General features: G+C 68.0%; 24 protein-coding genes. 15 read left to right on the top strand and 9 right to left on the bottom strand.

Annotation, left to right across the window (positions count from 1 at the left end; translation table 11 throughout):
• Positions 1–35: 35 nt before the first annotated feature.
• Complete coding sequence (locus ACWIGI_RS23755; protein WP_454204641.1) at positions 36–818, top strand: ion transporter; 783 nt, start codon at positions 36–38, stop codon at positions 816–818.
• A gap of 15 nt (positions 819–833) precedes the next feature.
• On the opposite strand, the gene ACWIGI_RS23760 is transcribed toward ACWIGI_RS23755, so the two are convergent.
• Together ACWIGI_RS23760 and ACWIGI_RS23765 are read right to left on the bottom strand one after the other, a co-directional pair.
• Positions 834–2051, bottom strand: a complete 1218-nt coding sequence (locus ACWIGI_RS23760; RefSeq protein ID WP_454204642.1) for a low temperature requirement protein A — start codon at positions 2049–2051, stop codon at positions 834–836.
• 100 nt (positions 2052–2151) lie between these two features.
• A complete protein-coding gene (locus ACWIGI_RS23765; RefSeq protein ID WP_454204643.1) occupies positions 2152–2709 on the bottom strand; it encodes an SRPBCC family protein in 558 nt (185 codons plus the stop codon).
• Between the two features lie 341 nt (positions 2710–3050).
• Here ACWIGI_RS23765 and ACWIGI_RS23770 point away from each other — a divergent pair, with 341 nt between their 5' ends.
• The 5 genes from ACWIGI_RS23770 to ACWIGI_RS23790 all read left to right on the top strand — a co-directional run bounded on the left by ACWIGI_RS23770 (position 3051) and on the right by ACWIGI_RS23790 (position 8458).
• Positions 3051–3626: a dihydrofolate reductase family protein gene (locus ACWIGI_RS23770; RefSeq protein WP_454204644.1), complete on the top strand. Its 576-nt coding sequence runs from the start codon at positions 3051–3053 to the stop codon at positions 3624–3626.
• 65 nt (positions 3627–3691) lie between these two features.
• Positions 3692–4267 carry a dihydrofolate reductase family protein gene (locus tag ACWIGI_RS23775; RefSeq protein ID WP_454204645.1) on the top strand — a complete coding sequence of 192 codons (576 nt, stop codon included), beginning with the start codon at positions 3692–3694 and terminating at the stop codon, positions 4265–4267.
• A gap of 110 nt (positions 4268–4377) precedes the next feature.
• Positions 4378–5643, top strand: coding sequence for an aspartate kinase (locus ACWIGI_RS23780; RefSeq protein ID WP_454204646.1), 1266 nt, complete (start codon positions 4378–4380; stop codon positions 5641–5643).
• A gap of 2 nt (positions 5644–5645) precedes the next feature.
• Positions 5646–6680, top strand: a complete 1035-nt coding sequence (locus tag ACWIGI_RS23785) for an aspartate-semialdehyde dehydrogenase (RefSeq protein ID WP_454204647.1) — start codon at positions 5646–5648, stop codon at positions 6678–6680.
• Positions 6681–7201: 521 nt separating this feature from the next.
• Positions 7202–8458 (top strand): helix-turn-helix domain-containing protein, encoded by a 1257-nt coding sequence (locus tag ACWIGI_RS23790; RefSeq protein WP_454204648.1) that lies wholly within the window; start codon positions 7202–7204, stop codon positions 8456–8458.
• 36 nt (positions 8459–8494) lie between these two features.
• Here the strand turns inward: ACWIGI_RS23790 and ACWIGI_RS23795 are convergent, their stop codons facing one another.
• Positions 8495–9847: a serine hydrolase domain-containing protein gene (locus ACWIGI_RS23795; RefSeq protein ID WP_454204649.1), complete on the bottom strand. Its 1353-nt coding sequence runs from the start codon at positions 9845–9847 to the stop codon at positions 8495–8497.
• Between the two features lie 452 nt (positions 9848–10299).
• Between ACWIGI_RS23795 and ACWIGI_RS23800 the strand changes: the two genes are divergently transcribed.
• From ACWIGI_RS23800 to ACWIGI_RS23820, 5 genes are all read left to right on the top strand, one after another.
• Positions 10300–10989 (top strand): tetratricopeptide repeat protein, encoded by a 690-nt coding sequence (locus tag ACWIGI_RS23800; RefSeq protein ID WP_454204650.1) that lies wholly within the window; start codon positions 10300–10302, stop codon positions 10987–10989.
• Positions 10990–11188: 199 nt separating this feature from the next.
• Positions 11189–11608: a Fur family transcriptional regulator gene (locus ACWIGI_RS23805; protein ID WP_454204651.1), complete on the top strand. Its 420-nt coding sequence runs from the start codon at positions 11189–11191 to the stop codon at positions 11606–11608.
• A gap of 121 nt (positions 11609–11729) precedes the next feature.
• Positions 11730–12254 (top strand): DUF4247 domain-containing protein, encoded by a 525-nt coding sequence (locus tag ACWIGI_RS23810; RefSeq protein ID WP_454204652.1) that lies wholly within the window; start codon positions 11730–11732, stop codon positions 12252–12254.
• A gap of 25 nt (positions 12255–12279) precedes the next feature.
• Positions 12280–12708 (top strand): DUF350 domain-containing protein, encoded by a 429-nt coding sequence (locus tag ACWIGI_RS23815; RefSeq protein WP_454204653.1) that lies wholly within the window; start codon positions 12280–12282, stop codon positions 12706–12708.
• Entirely contained in the window at positions 12709–14244 is a 1536-nt protein-coding gene (locus ACWIGI_RS23820; RefSeq protein WP_454204654.1) for a polyamine aminopropyltransferase, read from the top strand.
• Between the two features lie 28 nt (positions 14245–14272).
• Here the strand turns inward: ACWIGI_RS23820 and ACWIGI_RS23825 are convergent, their stop codons facing one another.
• Positions 14273–15025 carry a TetR/AcrR family transcriptional regulator gene (locus tag ACWIGI_RS23825; RefSeq protein ID WP_454204655.1) on the bottom strand — a complete coding sequence of 251 codons (753 nt, stop codon included), beginning with the start codon at positions 15023–15025 and terminating at the stop codon, positions 14273–14275.
• A gap of 156 nt (positions 15026–15181) precedes the next feature.
• On the opposite strand from ACWIGI_RS23825, the gene ACWIGI_RS23830 reads away from it, so the two are divergent.
• Complete coding sequence (locus ACWIGI_RS23830) at positions 15182–16717, top strand: MFS transporter (protein WP_454204656.1); 1536 nt, start codon at positions 15182–15184, stop codon at positions 16715–16717.
• Positions 16718–16781: 64 nt separating this feature from the next.
• Here ACWIGI_RS23830 and ACWIGI_RS23835 read toward each other — a convergent pair whose 3' ends face one another.
• The 3 genes from ACWIGI_RS23835 to ACWIGI_RS23845 all read right to left on the bottom strand — a co-directional run bounded on the left by ACWIGI_RS23835 (position 16782) and on the right by ACWIGI_RS23845 (position 19404).
• Complete coding sequence (locus ACWIGI_RS23835) at positions 16782–16973, bottom strand: hypothetical protein (RefSeq protein WP_454204657.1); 192 nt, start codon at positions 16971–16973, stop codon at positions 16782–16784.
• Between the two features lie 540 nt (positions 16974–17513).
• Positions 17514–18011 (bottom strand): hypothetical protein, encoded by a 498-nt coding sequence (locus tag ACWIGI_RS23840; protein WP_454204658.1) that lies wholly within the window; start codon positions 18009–18011, stop codon positions 17514–17516.
• A gap of 238 nt (positions 18012–18249) precedes the next feature.
• The gene (locus tag ACWIGI_RS23845) at positions 18250–19404 is read right to left on the bottom strand and encodes an MFS transporter (RefSeq protein WP_454204659.1); all 1155 of its coding nucleotides are present in this window, start codon (positions 19402–19404) and stop codon (positions 18250–18252) included.
• A gap of 126 nt (positions 19405–19530) precedes the next feature.
• Between ACWIGI_RS23845 and ACWIGI_RS23850 the strand changes: the two genes are divergently transcribed.
• On the top strand, positions 19531–21123 hold the full coding sequence (locus ACWIGI_RS23850; protein ID WP_454204660.1) for a PKD domain-containing protein: 1593 nt from the start codon (positions 19531–19533) through the stop codon (positions 21121–21123).
• A 120-nt stretch (positions 21124–21243) separates the two neighbouring features.
• Here ACWIGI_RS23850 and ACWIGI_RS23855 read toward each other — a convergent pair whose 3' ends face one another.
• Complete coding sequence (locus ACWIGI_RS23855) at positions 21244–22248, bottom strand: TIGR03617 family F420-dependent LLM class oxidoreductase (protein ID WP_454204821.1); 1005 nt, start codon at positions 22246–22248, stop codon at positions 21244–21246.
• Positions 22249–22390: 142 nt separating this feature from the next.
• Positions 22391–24028 carry a GMC family oxidoreductase gene (locus ACWIGI_RS23860; protein WP_454204661.1) on the bottom strand — a complete coding sequence of 546 codons (1638 nt, stop codon included), beginning with the start codon at positions 24026–24028 and terminating at the stop codon, positions 22391–22393.
• 295 nt (positions 24029–24323) lie between these two features.
• Here ACWIGI_RS23860 and ACWIGI_RS23865 point away from each other — a divergent pair, with 295 nt between their 5' ends.
• On the top strand, positions 24324–25556 hold the full coding sequence (locus tag ACWIGI_RS23865) for a cytochrome P450 (RefSeq protein ID WP_454204662.1): 1233 nt from the start codon (positions 24324–24326) through the stop codon (positions 25554–25556).
• An 84-nt stretch (positions 25557–25640) separates the two neighbouring features.
• Positions 25641–26105, top strand: coding sequence for a glutathione peroxidase (locus ACWIGI_RS23870; protein ID WP_454204822.1), 465 nt, complete (start codon positions 25641–25643; stop codon positions 26103–26105).
• Position 26106: the final 1 nt, after the last annotated feature.

The raw sequence follows: 26106 nt of genomic DNA on the forward strand, positions 1-26106 counted from the left end.
CTGGCGCGGGACCGTTCGATGTGGAAGGGGTCGGCGTGATCGAGGCGAGCGCACCGCGGGACGTGGAGTACCCGCGTAAGCCACCGGCCCTGTGGACGGACTTCCTCATGCTGGGGCTGGCGGTGATCTCGGTCGTGCTGGTCGCCTGGATCACGTTCTTCCCGGTCGGCGGGGACACCTACCGGCTCATCCAGATCGCGGACTACACGATCTGCGCGATCTTCGCGGTCGAGTTCTGCTGGCGCTGGCGGCGGGAGGGCTGGAACTGGACCTTCCCGTTCGTCTACTGGTACGAGGTGCTGGGCATGATCCCGGTGACCAGCCCCTTCTTCCGCGGCTTCCGGCTGCTGCGGGTGATCGTGATCGTGGTCCGGCTGGCGCGCGTGGCCGATCGGGCCTTCGGGGACCGGGTGACCGCGGCGATCGTGAATCGGTCGGTCGGCGCGATCGTCGACACCGTGAAGCGGCCGGTGACCATGGCGGTGCTGGACGAGGTCGCCGAGGTGCTGCGCACCGGCCACTACGCCCGCAACATCGCGAACGCGCTGGAGGAGAACCGCGGCGAGATCGATCAGATGATGGTCGAGTTCATTCGCCAGGACCCGCAGCTGGGCCGGGTCCGCTATCTGCCGTTCCACGAGGACATCATTCGCGGCGTCGCCGACGCGAGTTTCCGGATCATCTTCCGGGTGCTGGCCGACGAGCGCACCGACGAGCTGGTCGCCGATGTGCTGCGGGAGAACATCAATCAGATGCGCGAGGCCGTCCGCGAGGGCGTGCGCGTGAGCGAATCGGTGGATCACCGGTTCGACCGCTGATCCACCGAGCACCCTTCACGCCGCGTCGTGCGATCCGTGCCGGATCTCCTCGCGCGGTTCGCGATAGGAGATGGTCTCCCACAGGATCAGCGCGCCCAGCACCACGAACAGCATTGTCAGCGAGGCCAGGGCGGGCAGCGCCGCCGCGAGCGGGATCAGCACCAGCAGCAGGACGACGGCGAGCAGCCGGTGCGTACTCAGCTGCCGGGTCGCGTAGTACTTGAAGCCCACAAGCGCCAGCAGGTACAGCACCACGCCGCCGTACAGGCAGTACAGCGGAATTCCGTACAGCGCGTCGGAGAGCCGGTGGTCCTCCGCGTCGCCGACGTAGTTGATCACCTTCTTCATGCCGAGCGAGAGCGCGATGACGCCGACGATCATGGGGAAGTGCCAGTAGGTGTAGCAGCCGCGGGCGATTCGCACCCGGCGCGTTCCGGTGGAGTGCGCCAGTTCGTGTTCCACGGTCAGCGCGGCGACGTCGAAGTACGCCCACCACAGCAGGCCCGAAATGGCCAGTCCCAGCATCGATCCCAGCGCGATGGGCCAGGAGATCGGCAGGCCGGCGACCCCGACGCCGATGGAGACGATGGATTCGCCCAGCGCGATGATGATGATCAGCCCGTAGCGTTCGGCGAAGTGCTTGGCGGAGTTGAGTCGCCACTCGTTGCCGGCCAGGCTGGTCCAGAGCATGTCCCCGGCGAGCGCCGCCAGCCACAGCAGCAGTTGCGCGGTCTCGCTGGTGAGCGCGCCGATGGTCAGCAGGGTGCCGGAGATGGTGAGCGACCCGGCGGCCCAGCGCACGACCTGGTGTCGCAGCTGCGCGTCCTGCGCGCTGGCGAGCCAGAACATCCACAGGTGGACCAGGCGCACGAGCAGGTACGCGATGACGAAGACCAGTGGCGCGTACCAGCCGCCGGGCAGGTCGTGGAAGGCCTCGGGGATCGTGAGCGCGATGAGGAACGCGCCGCCCATGGCCACGAAAATGCCGACGCGGGCGATGCCCTCGTCGGCCTTGATGACATTGCCGAGCCAGGAGTAGGCGATCCACATCCACCACAGCAGCATGAGGATCAGCAGTGAGCGCAGCATGTTGACCGCGGTGGTCTCGTGCGCGGCGAAGTCGGTGACCATGGTGAAGGCGAACACGATCACCAGGTCGAAGAATAGTTCCAGTTGGGTGACGGAGGCGTTCTCGCCGACCCTCGTCAATCGTGATCGTTGCGCACCGGGCATGTGGGACATAGTGCAGGGCCCGGGGCGTCAACGACAGTGCGGCGGACGCGTGTTCGCCCTCGGCGTCACCGCGGCTCCCGCGGCGTGCCGCCCGTCGCTGTTACGCGGTGCCGAACTTCGGCTCGAATCCGTGGCCGTAGTTGAGCTGCTGCGCGTAGCTCGCGGGCTCGTAGGGCGCGGGTTCGGCGTACGGTTCCTCGACCTCGCCGAGTCCTTCGACGCCGGTGACGGCTTCGACGAAGGCGATGAAGTTCTCGATCATGGCTTCGCCCTCGCGGCGCGCGGTGCGCTTGAGGAACATGCCGGGCGCGGGGATCGGCAGGTAGATCTCGGAGTGGTACCAGACCTCGGTGCCGCCGTCCTCGGTCTCGGCGACGTCGAACCAGCCCTGGCCGCCGGCTCCGGCGCTGGACTCGGTGACCTTCCAGGCGACCCGGTTCTCGGTGCAGGTGTACTCGACGACCTGCCGATCGGGCCGGCCCATGAGGTTCGCCGAGATGTAGGTTCGCTTCGGTCTGCCCATCTTGTCCCGGGTCGCGACCCGGACATCCGAGTGGGAAGGCGACCAGTCCGGCAGTTGCTCGACCATGAGCAACGCCTCCATCACCTGATCGGGATCGATGTCGATGACGAATCGGTGATCAGTCTTAGTACGCATTCCAACCCTCCAGCTTCGGGGCCTGATTGTGACCAGCGTCGCTCGCCGAGTCAACTGTGTCCCAGGCCGCTCGAACCCGCCTGTTTCGACAGGTTTGCGAATATCCCTGGCCGCCAACGTAATAGGCATCTCGGACAGGTGGGGGAGAAATTTCGGCCGGTCAGCTCTGAAACGTGACTATTTCTCTGGGCTTGACGAAGCGGCGTCCCTGCTTGTCACGTGTTCCAGCGCCGCTCACGTGGATCGCGGCGATGTTGCTCACGGCCGGTGTTGACACCACTCCAGTCGTAGTACTACATTTCAATCACTTCGTGCAGAGTACTACGGATGAGGCGGTAAACATGCGAAAGCTCGTCTACTACGTGGGGGTCACCCTCGACGGTTGCATCGCCGGTCCCGGCGGCGAGTTCGACTTCTATCCGGTCTCGGCCGACATGCAGGACTGGATGAACGAGCGCTATCCGGAGGTCGTGCCCACGCACCTGCGGGCGGCCGTGGGAATGGCGATCGACACCCCGAACCGGGTCATGGACACGGTCATCATGGGCCGCGGCAGCTACGACCCCGCCTACCTGCACGGGATCACCAGCCCGTACGCCCACATGCGGCAGTACGTCATCTCCCGCACCCTCGGCGAACTCGATGATCCGGCGGTGAGCGTGGTCGCCGAGGATCCGGTCGGGCTGGTGCGGGGGCTCAAGCGGGAAGCGGGCCTGGACATCTATCTCTGCGGCGGCGGCGCGCTGGCCGGCGCGCTCTCCGGTGAGATCGACGAACTGATCGTCAAGAGCTACCCGGTCCTGGCCGGGGGCGGTATCCCGATGGTCGGCGGCGCCTTCGGCCCGGCCGGGTTCCGGGTGACCGAGCGCCGGGAGTTCGACAACGGCGCGCAGGTCACCTGGTACAGCCGCGCCTGAAACGCGCCGCCGAGTCGCGGCTCGGCCCAACACCTTTCGATATCGAATACAAAGGCGGTCACCTCGTGCGAAATCTCACCTACTTCGTCGGCATGTCCATCGACGGCTACATCGCCGCCCCGGACGGGGACATCAGCGACTACCAGGCGTCGCCCGACTTCTGGACCTGGCTGGCGACCGACTACCCGGAAACCCTGCCCGCGCACGTCCGGCCGCACTTCGGTGTGCCCGAGGGCGCGGCCAACGCGCACTTCGACACCCTGGTCATGGGGCGGGGCACCTACGAGCCCGCGCTGGCGGTCGGCATCGCCAGCCCGTACCCGCACCTGCGGCAGTACGTGGTCTCGACGACGCTCGGCGAGATCGCCGACCCGGGGGTCGAACTGGTCGAATCGGACCCGGTCGGGCTGATCCGGCGCCTGAAGAAGGAGGACGGACAGGGCATCTGGCTGGCGGGCGGCGGCAAGTTCGCCGCCCAGGTGCTCGACGAGATCGACGAACTCGTCATCAAGCAGTACCCGGTGCTGCTGGGGGACGGCGTGCGGGCGCTTGCCGGAAATTTCCGGCCGACCGGCTTCCGGGTCGAGCGGCGGCGGGAATTCGACAGTGGTGCGCAGGTCACCTGGCTCACTCGCGCCTGATCAACTCGGTGAGATTCCGGTTGCCGGGAGGTGGCCGAAAATCTCGTGACCTGGGCCGGTAGTCTTGTGGATCGGTAGCAGCAGTTAGTCGATCTTGGAGGATTTCCGCCGTGGCTCTCGTCGTCCAGAAGTACGGAGGATCCTCGGTCGCCACCGCCGAGCGCATCCGCAGGGTTGCCGAGCGGATCATCGAGACGAAGAAGCAGGGCCACGATGTGGTCGTGGTCTGCTCGGCGATGGGTGACACCACCGACGAACTTCTCGATCTGGCCCAGCAGGTCGCCCCCGCGCCGCCCGCCCGCGAAATGGACATGCTGCTCACCTCGGGTGAGCGCATCTCCAACGCGCTGGTGGCCATGGCCATTCACTCGCTCGGCGCCGAGGCGCGGTCCTTCACCGGCTCGCAGGCCGGTGTCATCACCACCGGCGCGCACGGCAACGCGAAGATCATCGACGTGGCGCCGGGCCGGGTGCAGGACGCGCTCGCCGAGGGCACCATCGTGCTGGTCGCGGGCTTCCAGGGCGTGAGCCAGGACAGCAAGGACGTGACCACGCTGGGCCGCGGCGGCTCGGACACCACCGCCGTCGCGCTGGCCGCCGCGCTCAATGCCGATGTGTGCGAGATCTATACCGATGTGGACGGCGTCTTCAGCGCCGATCCCCGGGTCGTCTCCGATGCCCAGAAGCTGGACACCGTCTCCTACGAGGAAATGCTGGAGATGGCCGCCTGCGGCTCGAAAGTTCTCATGCTGCGCTGCGTCGAGTACGCGCGCCGCTACAACGTGCCGGTGCACGTCCGTTCCTCGTACACGGACAAGACCGGCACCCTGATTACCGGATCGATGGAGGACATCCCCTTGGAGCAAGCAATCCTCACGGGCGTCGCGCACGACCGCAGCGAGGCCAAGGTGACCGTGGTCGGCATTCCGGACGAACCGGGCTACGCCGCCAAGGTGTTCCGTGCCGTCGCCGATGCCGAGATCAATATCGACATGGTGCTGCAGAACATCTCGAAGGTGGAGACGGGTAAGACCGACATCACCTTCACCCTGCCCAAGCTGGACGGCCCGCGCGCGGTCGAACTGCTCACCAAGCGCCAGGGCGACATCGGCTTCTCGCAGGTGGTCTACGACGATCACGTCGGCAAGGTGTCCCTCGTCGGCGCGGGTATGAAGTCGCATCCGGGTGTGACCGCGACCTTCTGCGAGTCGCTCGCCGACGCGGGTATCAACATCGATCTCATCTCCACCTCCGAGATCCGAATCTCGGTGCTGGTCAAGGACACCGACCTGGACGAGTCCGTGCAGGTGCTGCACCGGGCGTTCGAGCTCGGCGGCGACGAACTGGCCGTGGTGCACGGCGGAACGGGGCGTTGATCATGGGACTGCGGGTAGGAGTCGTCGGCGCGACCGGTCAGGTCGGCGCCGTCATGCGAAAGCTGCTGGAGGAGCGCAACTTCCCGGTCGACGAGATCCGGTTCTTCGCCTCCGCGCGGTCGGCGGGCAAGATCCTGCCGTTCCGCGGTCAGGACATCGTGGTCGAGGACACCGAGACCGCCGACCCGACCGGCCTGGACATCGCGCTGTTCTCCGCGGGCGCGACCATGTCCCGGGTGCAGGCGCCGCGCTTCGCGGCCGCCGGCGTCACGGTCATCGACAACTCGTCGGCCTGGCGCAAGGACCCCGAGGTCCCGCTGGTCGTCTCCGAGGTCAATCCCGAGGCGACGCGGAACCTCAAGAAGGGCATCATCGCCAACCCGAACTGCACCACCATGGCGGCCATGCCGGTGCTCAAGGTGCTGCACGACGAAGCGGGCCTGCGTCGGCTCATCGTCTCCAGCTACCAGGCGGTGTCCGGTAGCGGCCTGGCCGGCGTCGAGGAACTCGCCACCCAGGTGCGCGCGGTCATCGACAACGCCGAGCAGCTGGTGCACGACGGTTCGGCCGTGGAGTTCCCGGCCCCGAACAAGTACGTCGCGCCCATCGCCTTCGACGTGATCCCGCTCGCGGGCGCGCTGGTGGACGACGGCTCGGAGGAGACCGACGAGGATCAGAAGCTGCGCAACGAGTCGCGCAAGATCCTGAACCTGCCGGACCTGCTGGTCAGCGGCACCTGCGTGCGCGTGCCGGTCTTCACCGGGCACTCGCTGTCGATCAATGCCGAGTTCGCCGAGCCGATTTCGGTGGAGACCGCCAAGAAGCTGCTCGCGGGCGCCCCCGGCGTCAAGCTGGTGGACGTCCCCACCCCGTTGGCCGCCGCCGGCGCCGACGACTCGCTCGTCGGCCGCATCCGCCAGGATCCGGGCGTGCCGGACGGCCGCGGTCTGGCGCTGTTCATCTCCGGCGACAACCTGCGTAAGGGCGCCGCGCTGAACACCATTCAGATCGCCGAGGTCCTGCTGGCGAATCGCTGAGATTCCACGTGAGTCCGAGAACGGGCCGTTCGATCCACCAAGGATCAAACGGCCCGTTTTCTCATTTCAGTCGGTCCAGAGTTCGGCGCAGGGGAGTGGGGGAAGTCGGTTCGGGGCCGACGTCTCTATGGTGACTTCAATGCGATGGGGGCGCAGATGTGCCGCGAGTCGTTCGGCAATTGTGTGTTCGGCGCGGTAGTCCAAGACCATGCCGCCCGGAAAGCGCAGGCGCACATGGACTTCACGCGTTTGCGGTGCCGCGGTCAACAGCCACCTCTTGTGTCGGATTTGGTGCGACGTGTCCTCGGTAAACGATAAACACAGAAAAATTGCGGTGCAATAAGAAAAATACATGTTCCATACTGTGCGCCGTAAGCTCGCCCTGTCTGGAATCCTTGTCGGCAGATCTCATAGGGGAAGGAGAAGTTCCCATCGGGAAGGAGAAGGGCATGGTAGACATCGGCGAAACACGCGGGCGGTGACGGCCGGGAAAGCCGATCAGGCAGAAGGAGTTTGACCCGGTGGCCGAAAGTACCCTAGGGGCACGGGTAGCGGAGTTGCGCCGGCGGCGGGGACTATCGCAGAAAGAGTTGGGCGCCGCGATCAGGCGCTCGGAAAGCTGGGTGTCACAGGTCGAGCGTGACGTGCTGCCGGTCGAGAGACTGTCGGTACTACAGCGTTTGGCCGATGTACTCGGCGTGGCGGTGCGAGATCTCAGACCGGAGGCGGCCGAACCCCTGGCCGCCGATCGCGGTGATGGGCGTCGAGCGGGGTCCGCCGTTTTCGAACAGCTGCGACTGTTGCTCACCGGACATCCGGCATTGGAGCAAATCCTTGGCGACTCGGAAGTGAGACCGGTCGATCGCGAGTCGGCCGACGAGTTGCCGGGGCTGCGGGAGCGGGTGGATCTGGTTTGGCGGCTGGCGCACGAGTCTCGGCTCGTGGAAGTCGGCAGCAGCCTGCTGGAGCTCATCCCGGATCTCGAACACGCGGCGCGGAGCGATTCCGCGAAGCGGCCGGAGGTGCTGACACTGCTGTCACGCGCCTACCAGGTGGCCGCGACCGCGTTCACCAGACAGGAAGAAGTGGATGCGGCCTGGGTTGCCGCGGATCGGGCGCTGACCGCGGCCGAGGAATCCGGTGACGCGCTCAGCGTGGTGGCCGGAACGTACCGCATGGCACAGGCTTTCCTGCGGTTGCAGCGACTCGAGCAGGCCGAGCAGGCGGCTCGGGTCTCGGTGGCCGCGTTGGCGCCACAGGTCGGTCAGGCCGGCGACGATCTCGTTCGTCCGGAGGTGTTGTCGCTCTACGGTTCTCTCCAGCTGATGCTGGCGGTGATCGCGGCGACGGACGGGAACAGAACGGCGGCCCGCACGGGATTGGCCGCGGCGCGTGCCGCCGCGGCGCGACTCGGTGAGGGGCGCAACGATTTCGACACCGAATTCGGTCCGACCAGTGTGGCCGTGTACGCGGTCGCGGTGGCGGTCGAGCTCGGTGACGCGGGCGAGGCGCTCGATACCGCGCGCACCGTCGACGCGTCCGTGCTCTCACCGGAGCGGCAGGCGCGTTTCCTGGTGGATGTCGCACGCGCGCACGCGCAACGGCGGCAGGCATCGGAGGCTCTGGAGTCCCTGCTCAACGCCGAGCGGCTGACCCCGGAGTACGTGCACAACGATCATCGTGCCCGGGAGGTGGTGCGCGACCTACTACAGTTCGCGGGCCGGCGTCCGGCCGATGAACTGCGTGATCTCGCGGGCCGCGCGGCCGTGACACCCTAGTCGGCACCCCTCGGTTCGGGGACCGGGGGCGTGGGGTCAGCGGATTCCGGGTGTGCGCGGATCCGAGCCGAGGCATGCCAGCAGCAGGCAGCCCGGCGGCGCGTCGCTGAACGGCGGCGCGAGCGGAATGTCCAAGCAGGACAGCACGGTACAGCCGGGATAGGCGGCGGGACCGAGGCCGAACACGGCCAGCGCGATATCGGTGTCGATGTAGTCGCCCGCGTTCAACTGCGCCGGAGGTTCCACGAACGGGCCCGGCGCGGGGACCGGGCTGTCGGTCATGGCGGCGAAGAGCCTGCGGAAGAACTCGTGCGGCACCTCCACGCCGTGCTTCAGCAGACCGCCCGGCACCTGCGTGGTGTGCACGCCGAACAGGCCGGTCCACACCACGGTGAGATCGAGGCCGGGCAGGAAGTACACGTGCTGCAGGCCGAAGCCGGACATGGAGTAGGCGTCCGCGGGCAGGAATTCGGGATTCTCGGCGCATCCGGGGCCGGTCCAGAACAGGAAGCCGTAACAGGGGTCGGTGTCCGAGGGCGCGGTGGCGCGGCGCAGATACTCGGCGGAGATCACCTGCCGGTCGTGCCAGCGCCCGCCGGTGGCGACCAGCAATCCCAGTCGCGCCAGGTCCAGCGGCGGCAGGAACAGGTGCGCGTAACCGTAGGTGTGCCCGGATCGATCCCGGGCCCAGTAGTAGTCGCCGCGCTCGATGCCGATGGGGCCGAACAGTTCCCGCTGCGCGAACTCCTGGAGCGGGCTGCCGACCGCGAGTTCGAGAACGTACGCGAGCAGGTCCACATTGCGCTGGCTGTAGGTGAACACCGTGCCGGGCGGATCCGCGAAGGGCACCGCGAGCGCCTGCACGGCACTGAAGGGATCGATGGGAACGACCCCGGTAATCCCCTCGGTGACGACACCGACTCGCAATCCGGATGTTTCGGTGAGCAGATTGCGCACCGTAATGGCGCGGTGCGCGGCATCGCCGAGTCCGGGCGGCAGATATTCGCCGATAGCGGCGTCCAGATCGAGTTGTCCGCGATCCCAGGCGATTCCGGCCAGGAGCGAAACGACGCTTTTGGTGACGCTCCAGACATTCCAGGGGACGGATCCGGTCAGTTCGTTGAAAGGGCCTTCACCGATCAGGCAATTGTGCCGAAAGATCTGCACATTGGCGCGATTACGACCGGCCGCGAAAGTGAGGGCATCCGCGAGCAGTGTCGGGTCGAATCCGGCTTCTTCGGGAGTCCCGCGTTCGAATTCCCGCCCTATCGGTTGCGCGCACCGCGATGAGGCCGGGGCGGCCCCCGCCGCACCACTGCCGAAGAACACGCTGCTCGCCGTCATCGCCACCGCTACCGCGCCGGCCAGCCCCCTGCGCTCGCGCACCATATTTTTCAGGCTAACTCGCGGCGGGTGCCGCGAGCCGTTGAATCAGTCCGTCCGCGTGGCGAATTGCGCCGGGCCGTGACGGCGGGCCCGGAACAGCAAAACGCCGCCAGACGGGGGTGACTGGCGGCGTCCGCTCGCGGCACGAATGCCGCGAAGAGAAGTCGACGCCCAACAAGCGCCTCTCGGCGAGTGGTCGCTCGTAGCGACTGATGGGTGCGGCCCGGGGCTGTTTCCGACGCCGACAGAACTCATCAACCGGGGCCCGGCCGGATCTATTCCACCGCGGCGCGTGTGATGTGGGCGACGTGCGGAATCCGGTCGCGCCGCGGGTGCGCGCCCGCTAACGTGCGAAGCCGCACGGCCATTCGGATAGCGCCCGCCACACCGCACCACAACTGTTGTCGGCGTCACGGTTTAGCATTCGGGCCGAACAGACAGAAGTGTGGTGGGGGATGTACGGCTCGAAGGACGGCGCTGTCGCGCAGGACATGCTGCGCGCGGCTCTCGCGGCGCTGGAGCGGCACGAGTACGAGACGGCGCTCGAACGGATTTCGGCGGTGCTGGACGAGCAGCCGGACAATGCCACGGCGTGGCGGGTACGCGCGTCGGCGCACCGGGAATTGGCGAGCGCGAGCCGCGGCAAGGTCGCGCGGGTGCGCGAGCATCGAATCGAGTCGATCGTGGCCGCGCGCCGGGCGGTCGAACTGGCGCCCGGCGATGTCGAGAATCTGCGTATGCGCGCGCTGACGCTGCTGGTGGCCTCGCCCGCCGACGCGCTGGTCGCGCTGGACAAGGCGGTGCGCCTGGATCCCGCCGATGCCACGCTGTACGAACTGCGCGCCGCGGTGCGCGCTGATCTGCAGGAGCAGGAGATCGCGCGGCGGGTGGCCGCGGCCGAACGCGCGCGGGATGCCCGGCAGTCCGAGGATTCCGATTCCGATGGCCGCGTGCTGGCGAAGATCGCGTTCGGCGCGGTCACCTTCATCGCCGGCATCGCCCTGGAACTCGGGCTGGGGGATTCCGATTCGTCGTCCGATCGGCCGACTCCGCACTACCCGACCCGCACCTACACCAAGCCGTACCCGACCCAGTTGTATCCGCCCACGGTCCCGCAGACCTGGCCGACCATGCCCGCGCGATAGGAACGACCCGAACCCCCAGCGCGGCGGTTGATTTCGACTGGGCGGCCGCGATGCCCGACATCGAGCGCGCCATGGCCGCGATCCGCCCCGGTGCGACGCCGTGGTTCGAGTCCGCCCGTACCGTGGTCGAGTTCGTGGGCCCGTCGCCTGCGCGAATGTCTTTTTGACTAATTCCAGAAAAGGGGGCAGGCTGGTTGTCATGCACACCGGATATGACGCACGGGAACGGTTGCGGGCCGCGGGTCTGCGGGTGACCGCACCGCGCGTCGCGGTGCTGGACGCGGTGGCCCGGGCCCCGCACTCGGACGCCGACCGGGTCGCGGTGCGGGTGCGCGAACAGCTGGGCTCGGTGTCCACGCAGGCCGTGTACGACGTGCTGCGGGCCTGCGTCGGCGCCGGGCTGCTGCGCCGGATCGAACCCGCGGGTTCGCCCGCGCTGTACGAGGCGCGCACCGGCGACAATCACCACCACCTGGTGTGCCGGAGTTGCGACACGGTCGTGGACGTCGACTGCGCCGTCGGCGCGGCCCCGTGCCTGGAACCCGGTGCGGCCCACGGATTCGTCGTCGACGAGGCCGAAGTCGTGTTCTGGGGGCTCTGCCCGAACTGCGCTCCCTGACGCCCGGTTTCCTCCCGATAAGACTCACCGCGAGCCCGCACCCGTTTCGGTGCGGGCTCGCAGCCGCTGTGGTTTCGCGTCCCGTCCAGTACTATTCGCGGCCGGGAGGGAGTGAAATCTCGTGGCTTTGTTTCTCTGGATCGCCTTGCTCGTGCTGGCGGTCCTGGCTTTCGGCGTCGTGCTGTGGCTGCTGATCCGCGCGTCGCGCAAGGGCAGCGCCCGGGGGATAGGACTGGCGCTGGCCGGGCTGCTCGTCGCCGTGCTCGCCGGCGGTTCCGCCATCGCGGGCATGGTGCACACGCTCAATGTCGATGACCCGCGCCCCTACATCCAGAAGCACTACCAGCGCGCCGCACAGCTGGACGACAAGCTGGGCGGGCAGGTCTACACCACCTCCCAGCCGCCCGATCGCGTGGTGCGGGACGTGACGCGCAAGACCGACGAGACCGCGCAGTACCGCAGCGGCACGCTGACCTTCCTGCGCTATCCCGAATGGCTCGTGGTCATCGGCCCGGACGGCAACGGCGCCAAGATCGACGTCGACAGTTACGACAACGGCTACAAGCGCTATCGCGAACAACTCGCCGGTTCCGGCTGGCCGGCCAATGCCACCACGGGCAACGGCGGCAACAACTCGGGCAAGTAGCACAAGCGATTTCGAGGAGAAACACATGCTCGCCGATCTGGCCCGCGACGGCGGTGCGGCTCTGGCCTACAGCGCCGTCGGCATCGTGCTGATGGTGCTGGGATTCGTCCTGGTCGACGTGATCACGCCCGGGAACCTGCGCAAACAGATCTGGATCGATCGCAATCCGAACTGCGCGCTGCTCGCGGCGTCCAACGTCCTGGCCATGGGAATCATCGTGGCCATGGCGATCTGGACCTCCGAGGGCAGCATCGGCCGCGGCCTGACCGCCAGCCTGGTGTACGGGCTCATCGGCCTGTTCGTGATGGCGATCGCCTTCGTCCTGCTCGATCTGCTGACCCCCGGCAAACTGGGTGAGCTGCTGGTCGAGGGCGAGGGCCTCAACCCCGCCGTATGGGTTTCGGCGGCAACGCATATCGCGGTCGCACTGGTCGTCGCCGCCGGCCTGTCGTAGATGGCGCTGCGGCGGCGAGCGGCGCGTCTGGGACTGCTGCTCACCGTATTCGTCTGCGCCTCCTGTGGATTGGTCTACGAACTCGCCCTGGTGACCCTGGGCAGTTTCCTCATCGGCGACACCGCCGTGCAGGCCTCCATCGTGCTCAGCGTGATGATCTTCGCCATGGGGATCGGCGCGCTGGCGGCGAAGCCGCTGCAGCGCTGGGCCGCACCGGCTTTCGCCGCGATCGAGCTGCTGCTCGCGCTGATCGGCGGCTTCTCGGTGCTCGTGCTGTACGCGGCCTTCGCCTGGCTGAAGATCTACACCGGCGCGCTGATCGGCGTCGCCCTCGTCATCGGAATGCTGGTGGGCGCGGAGATTCCGCTGCTCATGGTGCTGCTGCAGCGGATCCGTAGCCAGGCCGCGGGGTCGGCGGTGGCCGATCTGTTCGCGGCCGACTACATCGGCGCGCTGCTGGGCGGCCTGGCCTTCCCGTTCTTCCTGCTGCCGGTCTTCGGCCAGTTGCGGGGTGCGCTGGTGGTCGGCGCGGTGAACGCGGTGGCCGGAATCATCCTGGTGTTCACGGTCTTTCCGCGCGACCTGCGCCCGCTGGTGCGCGCCGGGCTCGGGGCGGCCTCGCTGGCGGTGGCCCTGGCGCTGGGCGTGAGCTACGTCTACGCCGATCGGTTCGAGGCCACCGCCGAGCAGGCGCTGTTCGCGAGCCCCATCGTGCGCAGCGAGCAGACGCCGTATCAGCGCATCGTCGTCACCGAGGCGGCCTCGCCGTTCCGGACCCGCGACACCCGCCTGTTCCTCAACGGCGACCTGCAGTTCGCCTCGGTGGACGAGTACCGCTATCACGAGGCGCTGGTGCATCCCGCGCTGGCGCAGTCCCGCCGCAACGTGCTGGTGCTGGGCGGCGGGGACGGGCTGGCACTGCGCGAGATCCTCACCTATCCGGACGTCGAGTCGGTGACGCTGGTCGAATTGGACGCCGCCATGGTCGAATTGGCGCGCTCGTTCGAGACCCTGGCGGAACTGAACCGGCACGCCTTCGACGATCCGCGCGTCACCGTGGTGAACGACGACGCCTTCGGCTGGCTGCGCGAGTGCGACTGCCGCTTCGACGCGGTGATCGTGGACTTCCCCGATCCGGATCAGACCTCCATCGCCAAGCTGTACTCACGGGAGTTCTACGGGCTGCTCGCCCGGTCGCTGGCGCCCGGCGGCACCGCGGTCGTGCAGTCCGGATCGCCGTTCTACGCCCCGCATTCGTTCTGGTGCATCGAGTCGACGATTCGCGCCGCCGGACTCTCGACCCTGCCGTACCACGTGAACGTGCCGAGCTTCGGGGACTGGGGTTTCGTGCTCGCGACCGCGGCCCCGGCCCGGCTCGATCTCGCCCCGCACGCCCGCACCCGGTCGCTCGACGCGGCCACGCTGGCCGCCGCGTCGGTGTTCCCGCCCGATCGCCGGGCGTCGGGGGAGGAGATCTCGACCCTGCTGCACCCGGTCATCCTGGATTACAACCGCAAGGAATGGTCAACGCGCTGAGGCGATTTCGGGATGATCGGGGCGCCCGTCAGTCGCGTCGGCGCAGTTCCGGATCGAGCCCGTCCAGCATCCGATCGAGTTGCGTCTCGAACGCGTCCACGCGGATCCGGCTCACGTCCAGGGTGGGTTCCGCGGCCTGGTCGGTAAACGCCACGTAGCGCTTGTGCAGCACCGGATACGGTCCGGTGGCGGCGACCGCGGCGGGGGATATGCGGCGGAACCATTCCTCGTCGGTCAGACCGCTGCGGCGAATCGTCTGCTGCGAGGCCGCGTCGGTGATGGCCAGGCCGAGGCAGTACGCCCAGAGCACGGTGAGCGTGATGTCCGCGTCGGCGTCGGAGAAGCCGGATTCTTCGAGCAGGGCGAGGGCGTCGTTGTTGAGGCGCAGCATGCTCGGTGCGAGGTAGAGCATGCCGACGTCGCCGATCACGGTGGCCAGCCAGGTGTGCCGCATGAAGGTGGCGTGCAGGTCCTTGGCGAGGGTCAGCAGGCCGGTGCGCCACGGGCCGGCGGCGGGGGAGGGCACCTCGCCGAAGGCCGCGTCGGTGACCAACTCCATGATCTCTTCCTTGTTGGCCACGTGCGTGTAGAGCGAGGTGGCCCCGGCGCCCAGCTTCGTCCCGAGCTTGCGCATGCTCAGCGCGTCGACGCCCTCGGTGTCCAGCAGTTCCAGTGCGGCGGTGATGATCTGCTCGCGGCTGAGCGCGGGTTGCTCCCGGCGGCGGCCCCGGGGTTCGGCCCGGGTCCACACCGATTCGAAGCGCTGGTCCTTCTCGGCCACGGCTGTCTCCTTCGTCGACTGCGGCCAGCATAACGACCGCCGGAACGCTGTTCGCGGGGCCGAACACCGTTCCTATTTGCGAACACTGTACGTACATCGTACAGTGTTCGCTAACGCCGAACAGTGTTCGGCGATAGGCTTCGTAAGGGGATCGACGTGACTGCCAATCAAATCGCCGCGACCACGGAAGTGTCAGCGGCCCAGCGCAATCCGAAGCGCTGGCTCATCCTGATCGTGCTCTGCCTGAGCTCGCTGGTGCTGGTGATCGACAACATGGTCCTCACCGTCGCCATCCCGCAGATCTCCACCGACCTGGGCGCCGGCGCCCAGGACATCCAGTGGATCATCGACTCGTACATCCTGGTCTTCGCCGGCCTGCTGCTGACCTCGGGCAGCCTGTCCGACCGGTTCGGCCGCCGCCTGGTCATGGTGCTGGGGCTGGTGCTCTTCGGTGCGGCCTCGCTGCTCGCGGCCTACGCGAGCTCGCCCGAACTGCTGGTCGCGGGCCGCGTCGTCATGGGCATCGGCGGCGCGCTCATCATGCCGAGCACGCTGTCCATCCTCATCACCGTGTTCGACGAGCAGGAGCGGCCGAAGGCGATCGCGGCCTGGAGCGCGGTCGCCATGATCGGCATGGTGGGCGGTCCCGTCATGGGAGGCATACTGCTGCAGCACTTCTGGTGGGGCTCGGTCTTCCTGCTCAATGTGCCGATCGCGATCGTCGCCATCGTCGCCGCGCTCGCGCTGATGCCGGAGTCCAAGGGGCCGTGGACGAAGCCGGATCTGTCCGGCATGGCGCTGTCCATCCTCGGCACCACCGCGTTCGTGTGGAGCATCATCGAACTGCCGCACCGGGGTATCGGCGGGATCTGGCCCGGAATCCTCTTGGCCGCAGCCGGTTCGACCGCGTTCGTGATCCGTGAGCTGAAGGCCGAACACCCGATGGTGCCGATGCACCTGTTCCGCAACCGCGTCTTCACCGGATCCAGCTTCTCCCTGGTGCTGGTCACCTTCGCCAATGCCGGTCTGCTGCTGGTGCTCACGCAGTACCTGCAGTTCGTGCTCGGCTACTCACCCATGAAGACCGCCCTGGCTTTCACCCCGATGGCGTTGAGCGCCTTGGTCTTCAACGGCATCGGCGCGGGGATGGTGACCAAGCTGGGCGTGCGGGCCGTCACCATCGCGGGCCTGCTGGTCCTGGCGGCGGGCACCGGACTGCTGTGCGCGCTGACCGCCGACTCCGGGTTCTGGCTGCCCGCGGTGGCCATGGCCCTGGTCGGGGCGGGCGCGGGCCTGGCCATGCCCGCGGCCATCGGGGCGCTGATGGGCGCGGTGCCGCCGGAGCAGGCCGGCGTCGGCTCCGCGCTGAACGACACCATTCAGCAGACGGGCGGCGCGCTCGGGGTGGCCATCCTGGGCGCGGTGCTCGCGCACACCTACACCGAATCGATGCCCGACTCCGCTCCCGAGGCGGCGCGGGAGAGCGTCGCACCGGCCGTCGCGAGCGGGGACGGCGGGCTGGTCGACGCCGCGCGTGACGCGTTCACCACCGCCATGTCCGCCACCTTCGGCGTCGGCGCGGCCTGTGTGCTGGTCGCCTGCGTCCTCGCGTTCGTACTCATGCGGGGTGCGAAAGCCGCTGCCCCCGAGCAGCTTCCGGCCGAGACCGAGCAGCTCGAGCCCGCGCGCTGACCCACGCGTGAAAAAACTCCGCCCCCGGCCTCAGGTGCCGGGGGCGGAGTGCGTGCTGCCGCGGTCAAGCGTTGCGATTGGAACTGGGTAGCGCCGCGCCGACCAGGGCGATGATCAGACCGAGCGTTCCGATTGCGAGCCCGGCGACGGGCTGGACATCATCTGCCCAGGTCAAAATAACAAATTGCATATCGAGCACCTGGAGCAACACCGAGCCGAAACCCAGGACTATGAGCCATAAACCGATGCGAATCATCGTTTCCCCCGTGGTTCACCTTGTATTCCGCGCAAGAGCGTATAGAGGCTCGCGCCTACTCGCGCGTAACGGTCGGGATTCCCGAAAACTTGGCCGCTGGAGTCTGTTTCGAGCGAACCGGGATCCGGGTACGGGACCGTCCCGGCCTGGCGGCCGGGACGGGAACATCGGTGGCGGCCGGCGCGGCCGCGCGGGGTCAGGGTATGAGGCCGAACCAGTAGATCAGGCAGGCGAGCACGAAGACGACCACGCTCTCCATCGTCTCCTCCAATCTCCTTGGCGCACTTACCTCCATGATGCGCCGCCGCGGGCGGAATCGGCCAGGAATGGCAGAACAAGATCGCCGATCGTTAGCTCGGCATGACAAAGAACCCGCCCGGCCTGACACCCCTCGTGGCCAGGTCGGACGGGTTCTTCGCGGCCTGCCGCCCCCTTCGCGGCAGGACATCTCTCTCGTGCGGGGGACGCGATTCGCTGAACCCGGCCCGGCACCCCTCGTGGACGGGCCGGGTGCAGCATCTCCCACCCCGGTGGTGGCTCCTATTTGCAGACCGCGAGCGTGGCGAGCAGGGTGCGCCCGTCCTTGATCGCGTAGCTGGTCGCCTCGACGTTCAGCTCGGCCAGCGGGTTCTCCTGATCGGCGGAGAGCCATTCGATCTGCTGGTAGACGTGGTACTGGTTCGGGTCGTTGCGCAGGACCTTGACCTTGGCGTCATCCAGCTTCGCAGCGTCGGTGGCGGTGGCCTTGCCGGTCGAGTACTCGGTGACCGCGGCGACGGTGCCCTGGGCCTCGTCGATCACCACGGTGCGGTACCGAATGGTCTGGTGCTCGCCGGGCAGGTAGCCGGGCTGCGCGTAGACCTTGGGCGCGTCCATCGTGATCTCGATCTCGCTGTTCTTGTGCTTGCAGGTCGCCGCGGCGACCACGGTCTGACCCGGGGTGCCGAAATCGGCGGCGACGGCCGTGCCGGTCGCGCCGAGCGTGAGTGCGGCGGTCGCGGCGGTGAGGGCGATTCCGGCGGCGAGCTTCGCGATCATCGTCGTGTCTTCCTTCGGTTCCGGGTTTTTTCCGGTGGGTTCCGGTGTTGACGACAACGATGTCGGTTGGTGCTTGGCACGGCCTTAACAAGATCTTGCGGAGTTCCTCCGCGTGGTGGGGCGGTTCTTGTGTGTGATCACGTCCCCGGCGGGATCGCTTGGAGCGGTGCGTGTTTCGGCCCGGGCGGCGAGAGCCGCCCGGGCCGGGACAGTGGACGTGCCGGGTGCGCCCGCGCGGTCAGGTGCGGATCTCGCGGCCCAGCTTCAGGGTGTAGGCGAACGCGCCCAGCGCGGTGAGAGCGAGCAACCAGTAGCCCAGCGTGTAGTCCGACCGCGAGCTGTAGACCAGGCCCATGACCAGGGGCGGGAAGTAGCCGCCCAGGCCACCGGCCGCGCCGACCACGCCGGTGACCGAACCGACCTTGGCGGGATCGACCAGCTTGGCGATGAGCGCGAAGACGCCGCCGGTGCCCAGGCCGAGGAAGAAGGCCATCAGCACGAGGCTCACCCCGGCCGGAATCTCCGGCGCCGGTTCGAATCCCAGCACCACGGCCATGATCGCGGTGCCCGCGAACGACACCGCCAGCACCCGGTCCGGGCCGACCCGGTCGGACAGCGTGCCGCCGATGGGGCGGGCCAGCACACCCGCGATGGAGAAGCCCGCGGTGCGCAGGCCCGCGTCGGACTGCGCGAAGTCGTAGACGTTGCGCAGCACCGTCGGCAGATAGGTCGAGAACGCGACGAAGCCGCCGAAGGCCACCGCGTACAGGAACGAGCCCTGCCAGGTCGCCTTCAGGCTCAGCGCGTGCCGGATGCGCGGCAGGGCGGGTTCGGTGGCCGGGGACCAGTCCGGGGAATCGCGGCTGAACAGCAGCATGACCACGCCCATCACGGCGAGCGCGATCGCCATGATGATGTGGGTCTGCGCCCGCCCGAGGTGATCGACCAGGCGCGGGGTGAGCAGTGCCGAGAGCGCGGTGCCGCCCATGCCCGCGCCGAACACGCCGGTGGCGAAGCCGCGCCGCGCGGGCTCGTACCAGGCGCTGACGAAGGGCACGCCGATCGCGAACGAGGTGCCCGCGATGCCCAGGAAGAAGCCCCAGAAGATCAGTGCGCCATAGGAATTCGACCAGCCGACGAGCAGGGTCGGAATGATCGAGACGAAGCAGATCACGGCGAACATGAGGCGTCCGCCGAACTTGTCGGCCAACACGCCGACGGGAATGCGGCCCAGCGACCCGACGAGCACCGGCGTGGCGACGAGCATCGACGTCTGCCCGGGCGAAAGCCCGAGATCGTCTGTGTAACTACCGGATAGCGGCCCGATGAGGTTCCATGCCCAGAAGGTCAGGGCGAAGGCCAATGTCGCGAGCGTGAGGTTTCTCGCATTCATCCCATTTGTCTAGCAGAAACGCCGGTAAAAGTGACTAAATTCGGCCAGCTCGGCGAGCCTTTCGTGTGTCGCGCGGCCTCGGTTCACTATGTCTGCTGTTGAGTTGCAGATCTCCAGGAGGCGCGTGTGAAGCTGTGGCGATCCCGCTGGTGCCGGGCGGCGATGCTGCCCGGGCTCGCCGGTGCGGTGGTGCTGGGCGGGCCGGTGGCCCGCGCCGACACCGGCACCGACCATCCGCTCGTCATCGACGTGACCACGGCGGCGGAACGACCGTGCGACGGCCCGGTGCGCGGCACCGCCGCGGTGTTCTATCCGCCGGGCGTACTCACCGCCGCCGAGCTGGAATGGCGCATCCTGGCCGGTGAACAACCCCTGCGCAGCGGGATCACCCCGGCCGGCAGCGAGGTGGTGACCGTCGGGTTCGACATCCGCCCCGAGGAACTGCCCGCCGACGGCCTGCTCCGCATCGACGCCCGCGCCCGGATTCCCGGCGGCCGGATCGGCGACTACGGCAAACCGTGGAACCTGCGGGTGAGCCGCGAATGCAGTCCGCTGCACGTGGTGTCCATCGGCGACGCGGTCACCTGGGGACAGGGCCTGGGCGGGGACCGCAAGTTCGCCCACCTCACCGCCGAGACCCTGGGCAGTAGAACCGGGCGCGGGGCGCGGGTCCACGACTTCTCGGTTCCGGGCGCGGTGCTCGACGCCCCCGACCTGCCCGCGGGCAACGACGACAGCGCCTGCCCGCCCGCCGGCGGCGATCTCATGCCGGACGTGTTCTGCCAGCTGACCCAGGCCGCGGACGACGCGAGAACGCACGACTACAGCGTCGATCTGGTACTGCTGACCGGCTGCATCAACGATCTCGATCCGCTCTTCGGCATTCCGGTCGGCGTCACCCCCGGCACCCAGGATCTGGACGCGGCCGTGCGCCGCGAATGCGGGGGCGAAGGCGCCGAACCCGAGAACCCCGCCGCGCACGTGCCCTACTTCAGCGGCGCCAAGGACGGTTACGGCGGGCGCGGCATGGCCGCCGCCATCACCGCCGCGCATCGCCTGCCCGGCAGCCCGAAGGTCATGGTGGGCAACTACTTTCACGGACACGACACCGAGGACGGGCCCGACGGCCTGCACCGGCGGTGGTCCGAATTCGTGCGGTCCTCGGCGGAGGTCTTCCGCCAGGCCGCGGCCCGGGCCAACGCCGAGGCGGGCCGGACCTTCGCCGTCGCCGCGGATGGACTCTCCACCGCCGACACCGATCTGCACGGCGGTGCGCCGTGGATGAATCCGCTCGGCGACGAAGCCGTCTCGCTGCGCCTGCTGGCCTGCCCGCAGTGGAGCGAACTCCCGCCGCAGTGCCGCACCGAGGCGAGCGCGCGGCGGGATGTGCGGGGCGCGCAGCAGTACGCCGACGCGTTCCTGCTCAACCCCCGCGTGCGCGACTGGTTCGGCGGCGGCGGGCCGGGCGGCGAGGGCTTCGCCGCCACCCGGGACACCGGCCCGATCGGGGCCACCATCGACTTCGACGCCGCGCTCGCGGGCGGCGCGATACGCCGGTACGAATGGCATTTCGGGGACGGTGATCGGGTGATCACCACCGCGCCGACGGTCGCACACGTCTATCGGGAGCGGGGGCCGCATCTGCCGCGGCTGGTCGTCACCGATATGACCGGCCGGCGCAGCCTCTACGAACTGCCCCATCCGATAGTGATCGGGTGAGGGGTGGTGTGACGAGGTAGCACCGTGATGTCGTACGAAATCCACTGGCACGGAACGAGAGAGCGCCCCGGGCCCGCGCAGTCTGCGGGTCCGGGGCATTTGTTTGCGAGCCCCCGCGGCTCACTCCCGGTGCAGCAGCGCGGCCAGTTCGGCGATGGTCTCGTCCCGGACCGGATAGCCCGGGAAGTAACAGCAGACGCGCGCGATGTGGTCGCCGTAGCGGGTGCGGATCGTCGCGGCGCACTCGGCGGGGGTGCCGCTGATGGTGAGGGCGTCGACCATGTCGTCGTCGATCAGCGCCGACATCTCCTGCCAGCGGCCCTGTTTGGAGAGCGCGTTGAGTTCGGGCTGCAGGTCCGCCCAGCCCTGCACCTCGAGGACCGGGCGGTAGGCGGGGGTGGAACCGTAGAACGCCAGCAGGTTTCGCACGGCCCGGCGCGCGGCGTCGATCTCGGCCGCGGAATCGCCCATGGCGCAGATGGCCTCGGCGATGATCTGGAACGGCCGGTCCGCGCCCGCGCGGCCGCGGGCTACCGCGGGCAGGGTGCGCTCGTGGAAGTGCCGCTCGGTGTTGAACGGCATGACCAGCAAACCGTCGGCGACCTGTGCGGCCATCTCGGTCATGCGCGGGCCGAGCGCGCCGACCAGTACCGGCGGCGGTCCGTACGGGTTGGGGCCGGGATCGAACTGCGGCGGCATCAGGGTGTGCCGCCAGAATTTGCCCTCGTGGCGCAGTCGCTCCCCGCTCTGCCACGCGTGCAGGATCGCCTGTACGGCGGCGACGGTATCGCGCATGCGCTCCACCGGTTCGGACCACACGCTGCCGTAGCGCCGTTCGATATGGGTGCGGATCTGACTGCCGAGCCCGAGCCGGAATCCGCCCCGGGACAGCTCGTGCAGATCCCACGCGGCGTGCGCCAGGTGCACCGGGCTGCGCGGGAACGCCATGGCCACGTTGGTCATGACGTTCAGCCCCGGCTCGGCGGCCGCGGCCAGGGTGAGCGGGGCGAAGACGTCGTGCGCGCCCTCGAAGGTGAAGACGCCGTCCACCCCGAGTTCGCGCAATCGCCGTGCGCGTGCGGCGGATTCGGCGAGTGGGGCGTTGAGCCACACGTCGATGGGCAGGGCAGCCATCGTTCCTCCGGAGGGGCAGCGCCCCCGCACCCGGAATCCGGGCGCGAGGGCGCGGCGGAGCGGTGTCGTAGTGGCAAGGGAAGAAACGGCACCACGACGCCGCGGTTTCAGCGCCGCACGGCGGCGCCCGGACCTACACCTCGATGAACTCGGCGCACTTCTCGCCGATCATGTAGCTCGGGGCGTTGGTGTTGCCGCCGGTGATGCTCGGCATGATCGAGGCGTCCGCGACCCGCAGGCCCTCGATGCCGTGCACCTTGAGCGTCGGGTCGACGACCGCGCGCTCGTCCACGCCCATGCGGCAGGTGCCGACCGGGTGGTAGATCGAGTGGACCCGGTTGGGCAGTTCGGCGCGCAGCGCGTTCTCGTCGCGCAGCGAGTCGCCGGGGGCGAGCTCCTCGGTCCAGCTGCTCTTGATGGCGGAGTGATCCATGATCTCGCGGATCATGCGGATGCCCTCGATGAGGAACTCGGTGTCGCGCGGGTCGCTCAGGTAGCCCGGGTCGATGTACGGGGCGGCGAACGGATCGCTGGAGTTCAGCTTCATCTCGCCGCGGCTCTTGGGGTAGATGAGGCTCGGGAAGATGGTGAAGGCGGGCCGGCGATCGACCAGGTGCAGCTTGTCCTCGTCCTGGTTGGGCGTCGGGTAGCTCCACGGCAGGGTGTGGATCTGCATGTCCGGGTAGTCGCCCTCGGCGAACTTCGTCTTGACGAAGCCGCACGCCTCGAACACGGTGCGTCCCATCCAGGAGCTGCCCGGGCTGCGCAGTTCCTGCAGGATGCCGCTGGCGAAGTGGGTCGGAATGCCGCGGTGCAGCGCCTTCTTCGACACGTAGGTCATCGGCACGAACAGGTGGTCGTGCAGGTTCTGCCCGACGGGCAGATCGGCGATCACGTCGATGCCGTGCTCACGCAGGTGCGCGGCCGGCCCGATGCCCGAGAGCATGAGGATCTGCGGCGAGCCGATGACGCCGCCGGAGACGATGACCTCCTTGGCGGCGCGCACGATGCGGCGGCTGCCGTTCTTCTCGGCGATCTCGACGCCGGTGGCGCGGCCGTTCTCGATGACGACGCGGGTGACGTGCGCGTGCGTGATCACCTTCAGGCCCGAGTCCGGGCGTTCGGTGATGAAGGCGCGGGAAGAGCTGTACCGCAGACCGTTCCGCACGCTCTGCTGGAAGATCGAGATGCCTTCCTGCGACTCGCCGTTGTAGTCCTCGATGATCGGCGCGCCGAGGGTCTCGGAGGCCGCGACCATGAATTCCTGGGCGATCGGGGTCAGCTCCTGCTGCCGGGTGACCTGGATGGGGCCGCCCGCGCCGCGCATCTCGCTCGCGCCGTCCTGCCAGTTCTCCAGGTTCTTGTACGACTTCAGAACCTCGTCGTAGCTCCAGCCGGTGTTGCCCTCGGCGGCCCAGGAATCGAAGTTGGCCCGGTTGCCGCGGACGTAGAGCATGCCGTTGACCGAGCTCGATCCGCCGAGGATCTTGCCGCGGGTCATCGGGACCTTGCGGTTGTTGGCGAACTTCTGCGGGGTGGAGACCTGGGTCCAGGTCACGCGGTGCTTCAGCTGCGGGACGGTGTGCACCATGCTGATCGCGCCCGGCATGGTCGCCATGCGGGTGTTGTCCTTGCGGCCGGCCTCCAACAGGATCACGCTGGCGCCGCGCTCGGCGAGACGTCCGGCCACCACGGCGCCGGCGCTACCCGCGCCCACGACCACGTAATCGGCTTCGTTTGCGGCGTCCGCGTTGCGCGCAGAAGCGGTCATTGTTCGTTACCTCATCCTCGAGTGTGCCTGCGGTCACTGTAGAACAAGTTCTAGTCTGTGCCCAGACTGGACATCATGTCCAGCCACAAGGTCGACTTCAGGGCGCGAAGTATCCCAGTACGTTTGTCCGGTAACAGGTTCTAGGAGTGCTGGGAGGTAGCTGGCTTCCGGGCGGCGCGGGCGGAAGAAGACGCGCCCGTCGAAACCGTGTTCCACGTCACGTGCGCGTGGTTCAATCAATGTGAAACACGTTACAATTTCGTGCGCATTGCGGCAAGATGCCCGAGGAGGAACAGTGTCTGTTCCATCGCTACCGGCCGGCTTCGATTTCACCGATCCCGCACTCTGGGCCGATCACAGCCCCGTCGAGGAGTTCGCGGCGCTGCGGCGTACCGCGCCGGTGTGGTGGAACGCGCAGACCCCCGAACAGGCCGCCCCCTTCGACGATTCCGGTTACTGGGCGATCACCCGGCACGAGGACGTCAAGGAGATATCGCGGCGACCGGACATCTGGTCGTCGCACGAAAAGGGCGCGATCATTCGAATGCCCGCGGATTCGCTACCCGAACAGCTGGAGCTGTCCCGGAACGCGTTGCTGGTCAACATGGATCCGCCCAAGCACACCAAGATTCGGCGCATCATCTCGCAGGGTTTCACCCCGCGCGCGGTCGAAGGATTGCGCCGGGCGCTCACCGAACGCGCCGGAGCCATTGTCGCCGAGGCGAAATCGAGCGGCGGCGGCGATTTCGTGGAACAGGTGGCCTCGGAACTGCCGCTGCAGGCCATCGCCGAATTGCTCGGGGTGCCACAGCACGATCGGCACAAACTCTTCGCCTGGTCGAATCAGCTGCTGAACTACGACGATCCGGAATTCGCCGGCGCGAACATGACCGCCAACGCCGAACTGCTCGGGTACGCCTACAACCTGGCCGAACAGCGCCGGGCCCGGCCCATGGACGATATCGTCACCCAGCTGGTCACTGCCGATATCGACGGTGAGGCGCTGGGCTCGGACGAATTCGGATTCTTCGTGATCCTGCTGTCGGTGGCGGGCAACGAAACCACCCGCAACGCGATCACGCACGGCATGAAGGCGTTCGTCGACAATCCCGGCCAGTGGGAGCTGTATCGCGAGCGGCGCCCGCGCACGGCACCGGACGAGATCGTGCGCTGGGCCACCCCGGTCACCTCGTTCCAGCGCACCGCGCAGTGCGACACCGAACTCGGCGGGCAGCGTATCCGCGCGGGGGACCGGGTCGGATTGTTCTACAGCTCCGCGAATTTCGACGAGGCCGTGTTCGACGATCCGTTCCGCTTCGATGTGCTGCGCGATCCCAATCCGCACGTCGGATTCGGCGGGACCGGCGCGCACTTCTGCGTCGGCGCGAATCTGGCGCGACTGGAGATCGACCTCATGTTCAACGCCATCGCCGATGCCATGCCGGAATTGCGCGAGGTCGCGCCGCCGGAACGATTACGGGCCGGCTGGATCAACGGGATCAAACACTGGCGCGTGCACTACGGCTGATCACCCGTCGCGACGACCGAGACGGGCCGGGGCACCGAACTCGTTCTACTATTCGTTGTCGTGACCACTCTTCGCGAAATTCCGTTGCGCACGCTGTCCGACAAGCCCACCACGCTGGCCGAGTTGGCCGGTGACAAGGTCGTGCTGCTGGTCAACGTGGCCTCCAAGTGCGGCCTGACCCCGCAGTACACCGGCCTGGTCGAACTGCAGCACGCCTACGGCGGGCGCGGGTTCACCGTCGTCGGCGTCCCCAGCAACCAGTTCCTCGGCCAGGAGCCCGGCACCGCCGACGAGATCGCCGAGTTCTGCTCCACCACCTACGGCGTGGACTTCCCGCTGCTGGAGAAGACCGAGGTCAACGGCGAGGGCAGGCACCCGCTGTACGCCGAGCTGACCGAGACCGCCGATGCCGAGGGCGCCGCCGGTGACGTGCAGTGGAACTTCGAGAAGTTCCTCATCGGGCGCGACGGCGCGGTGCTCGCGCGCATTCGCCCGCGTACCGAGCCCAAGGATCCGAGCGTCATCGCCGCCATCGAAGCGGCGCTCTGAC

This window comes from Nocardia sp. NPDC055321, assembly GCF_053645575.1.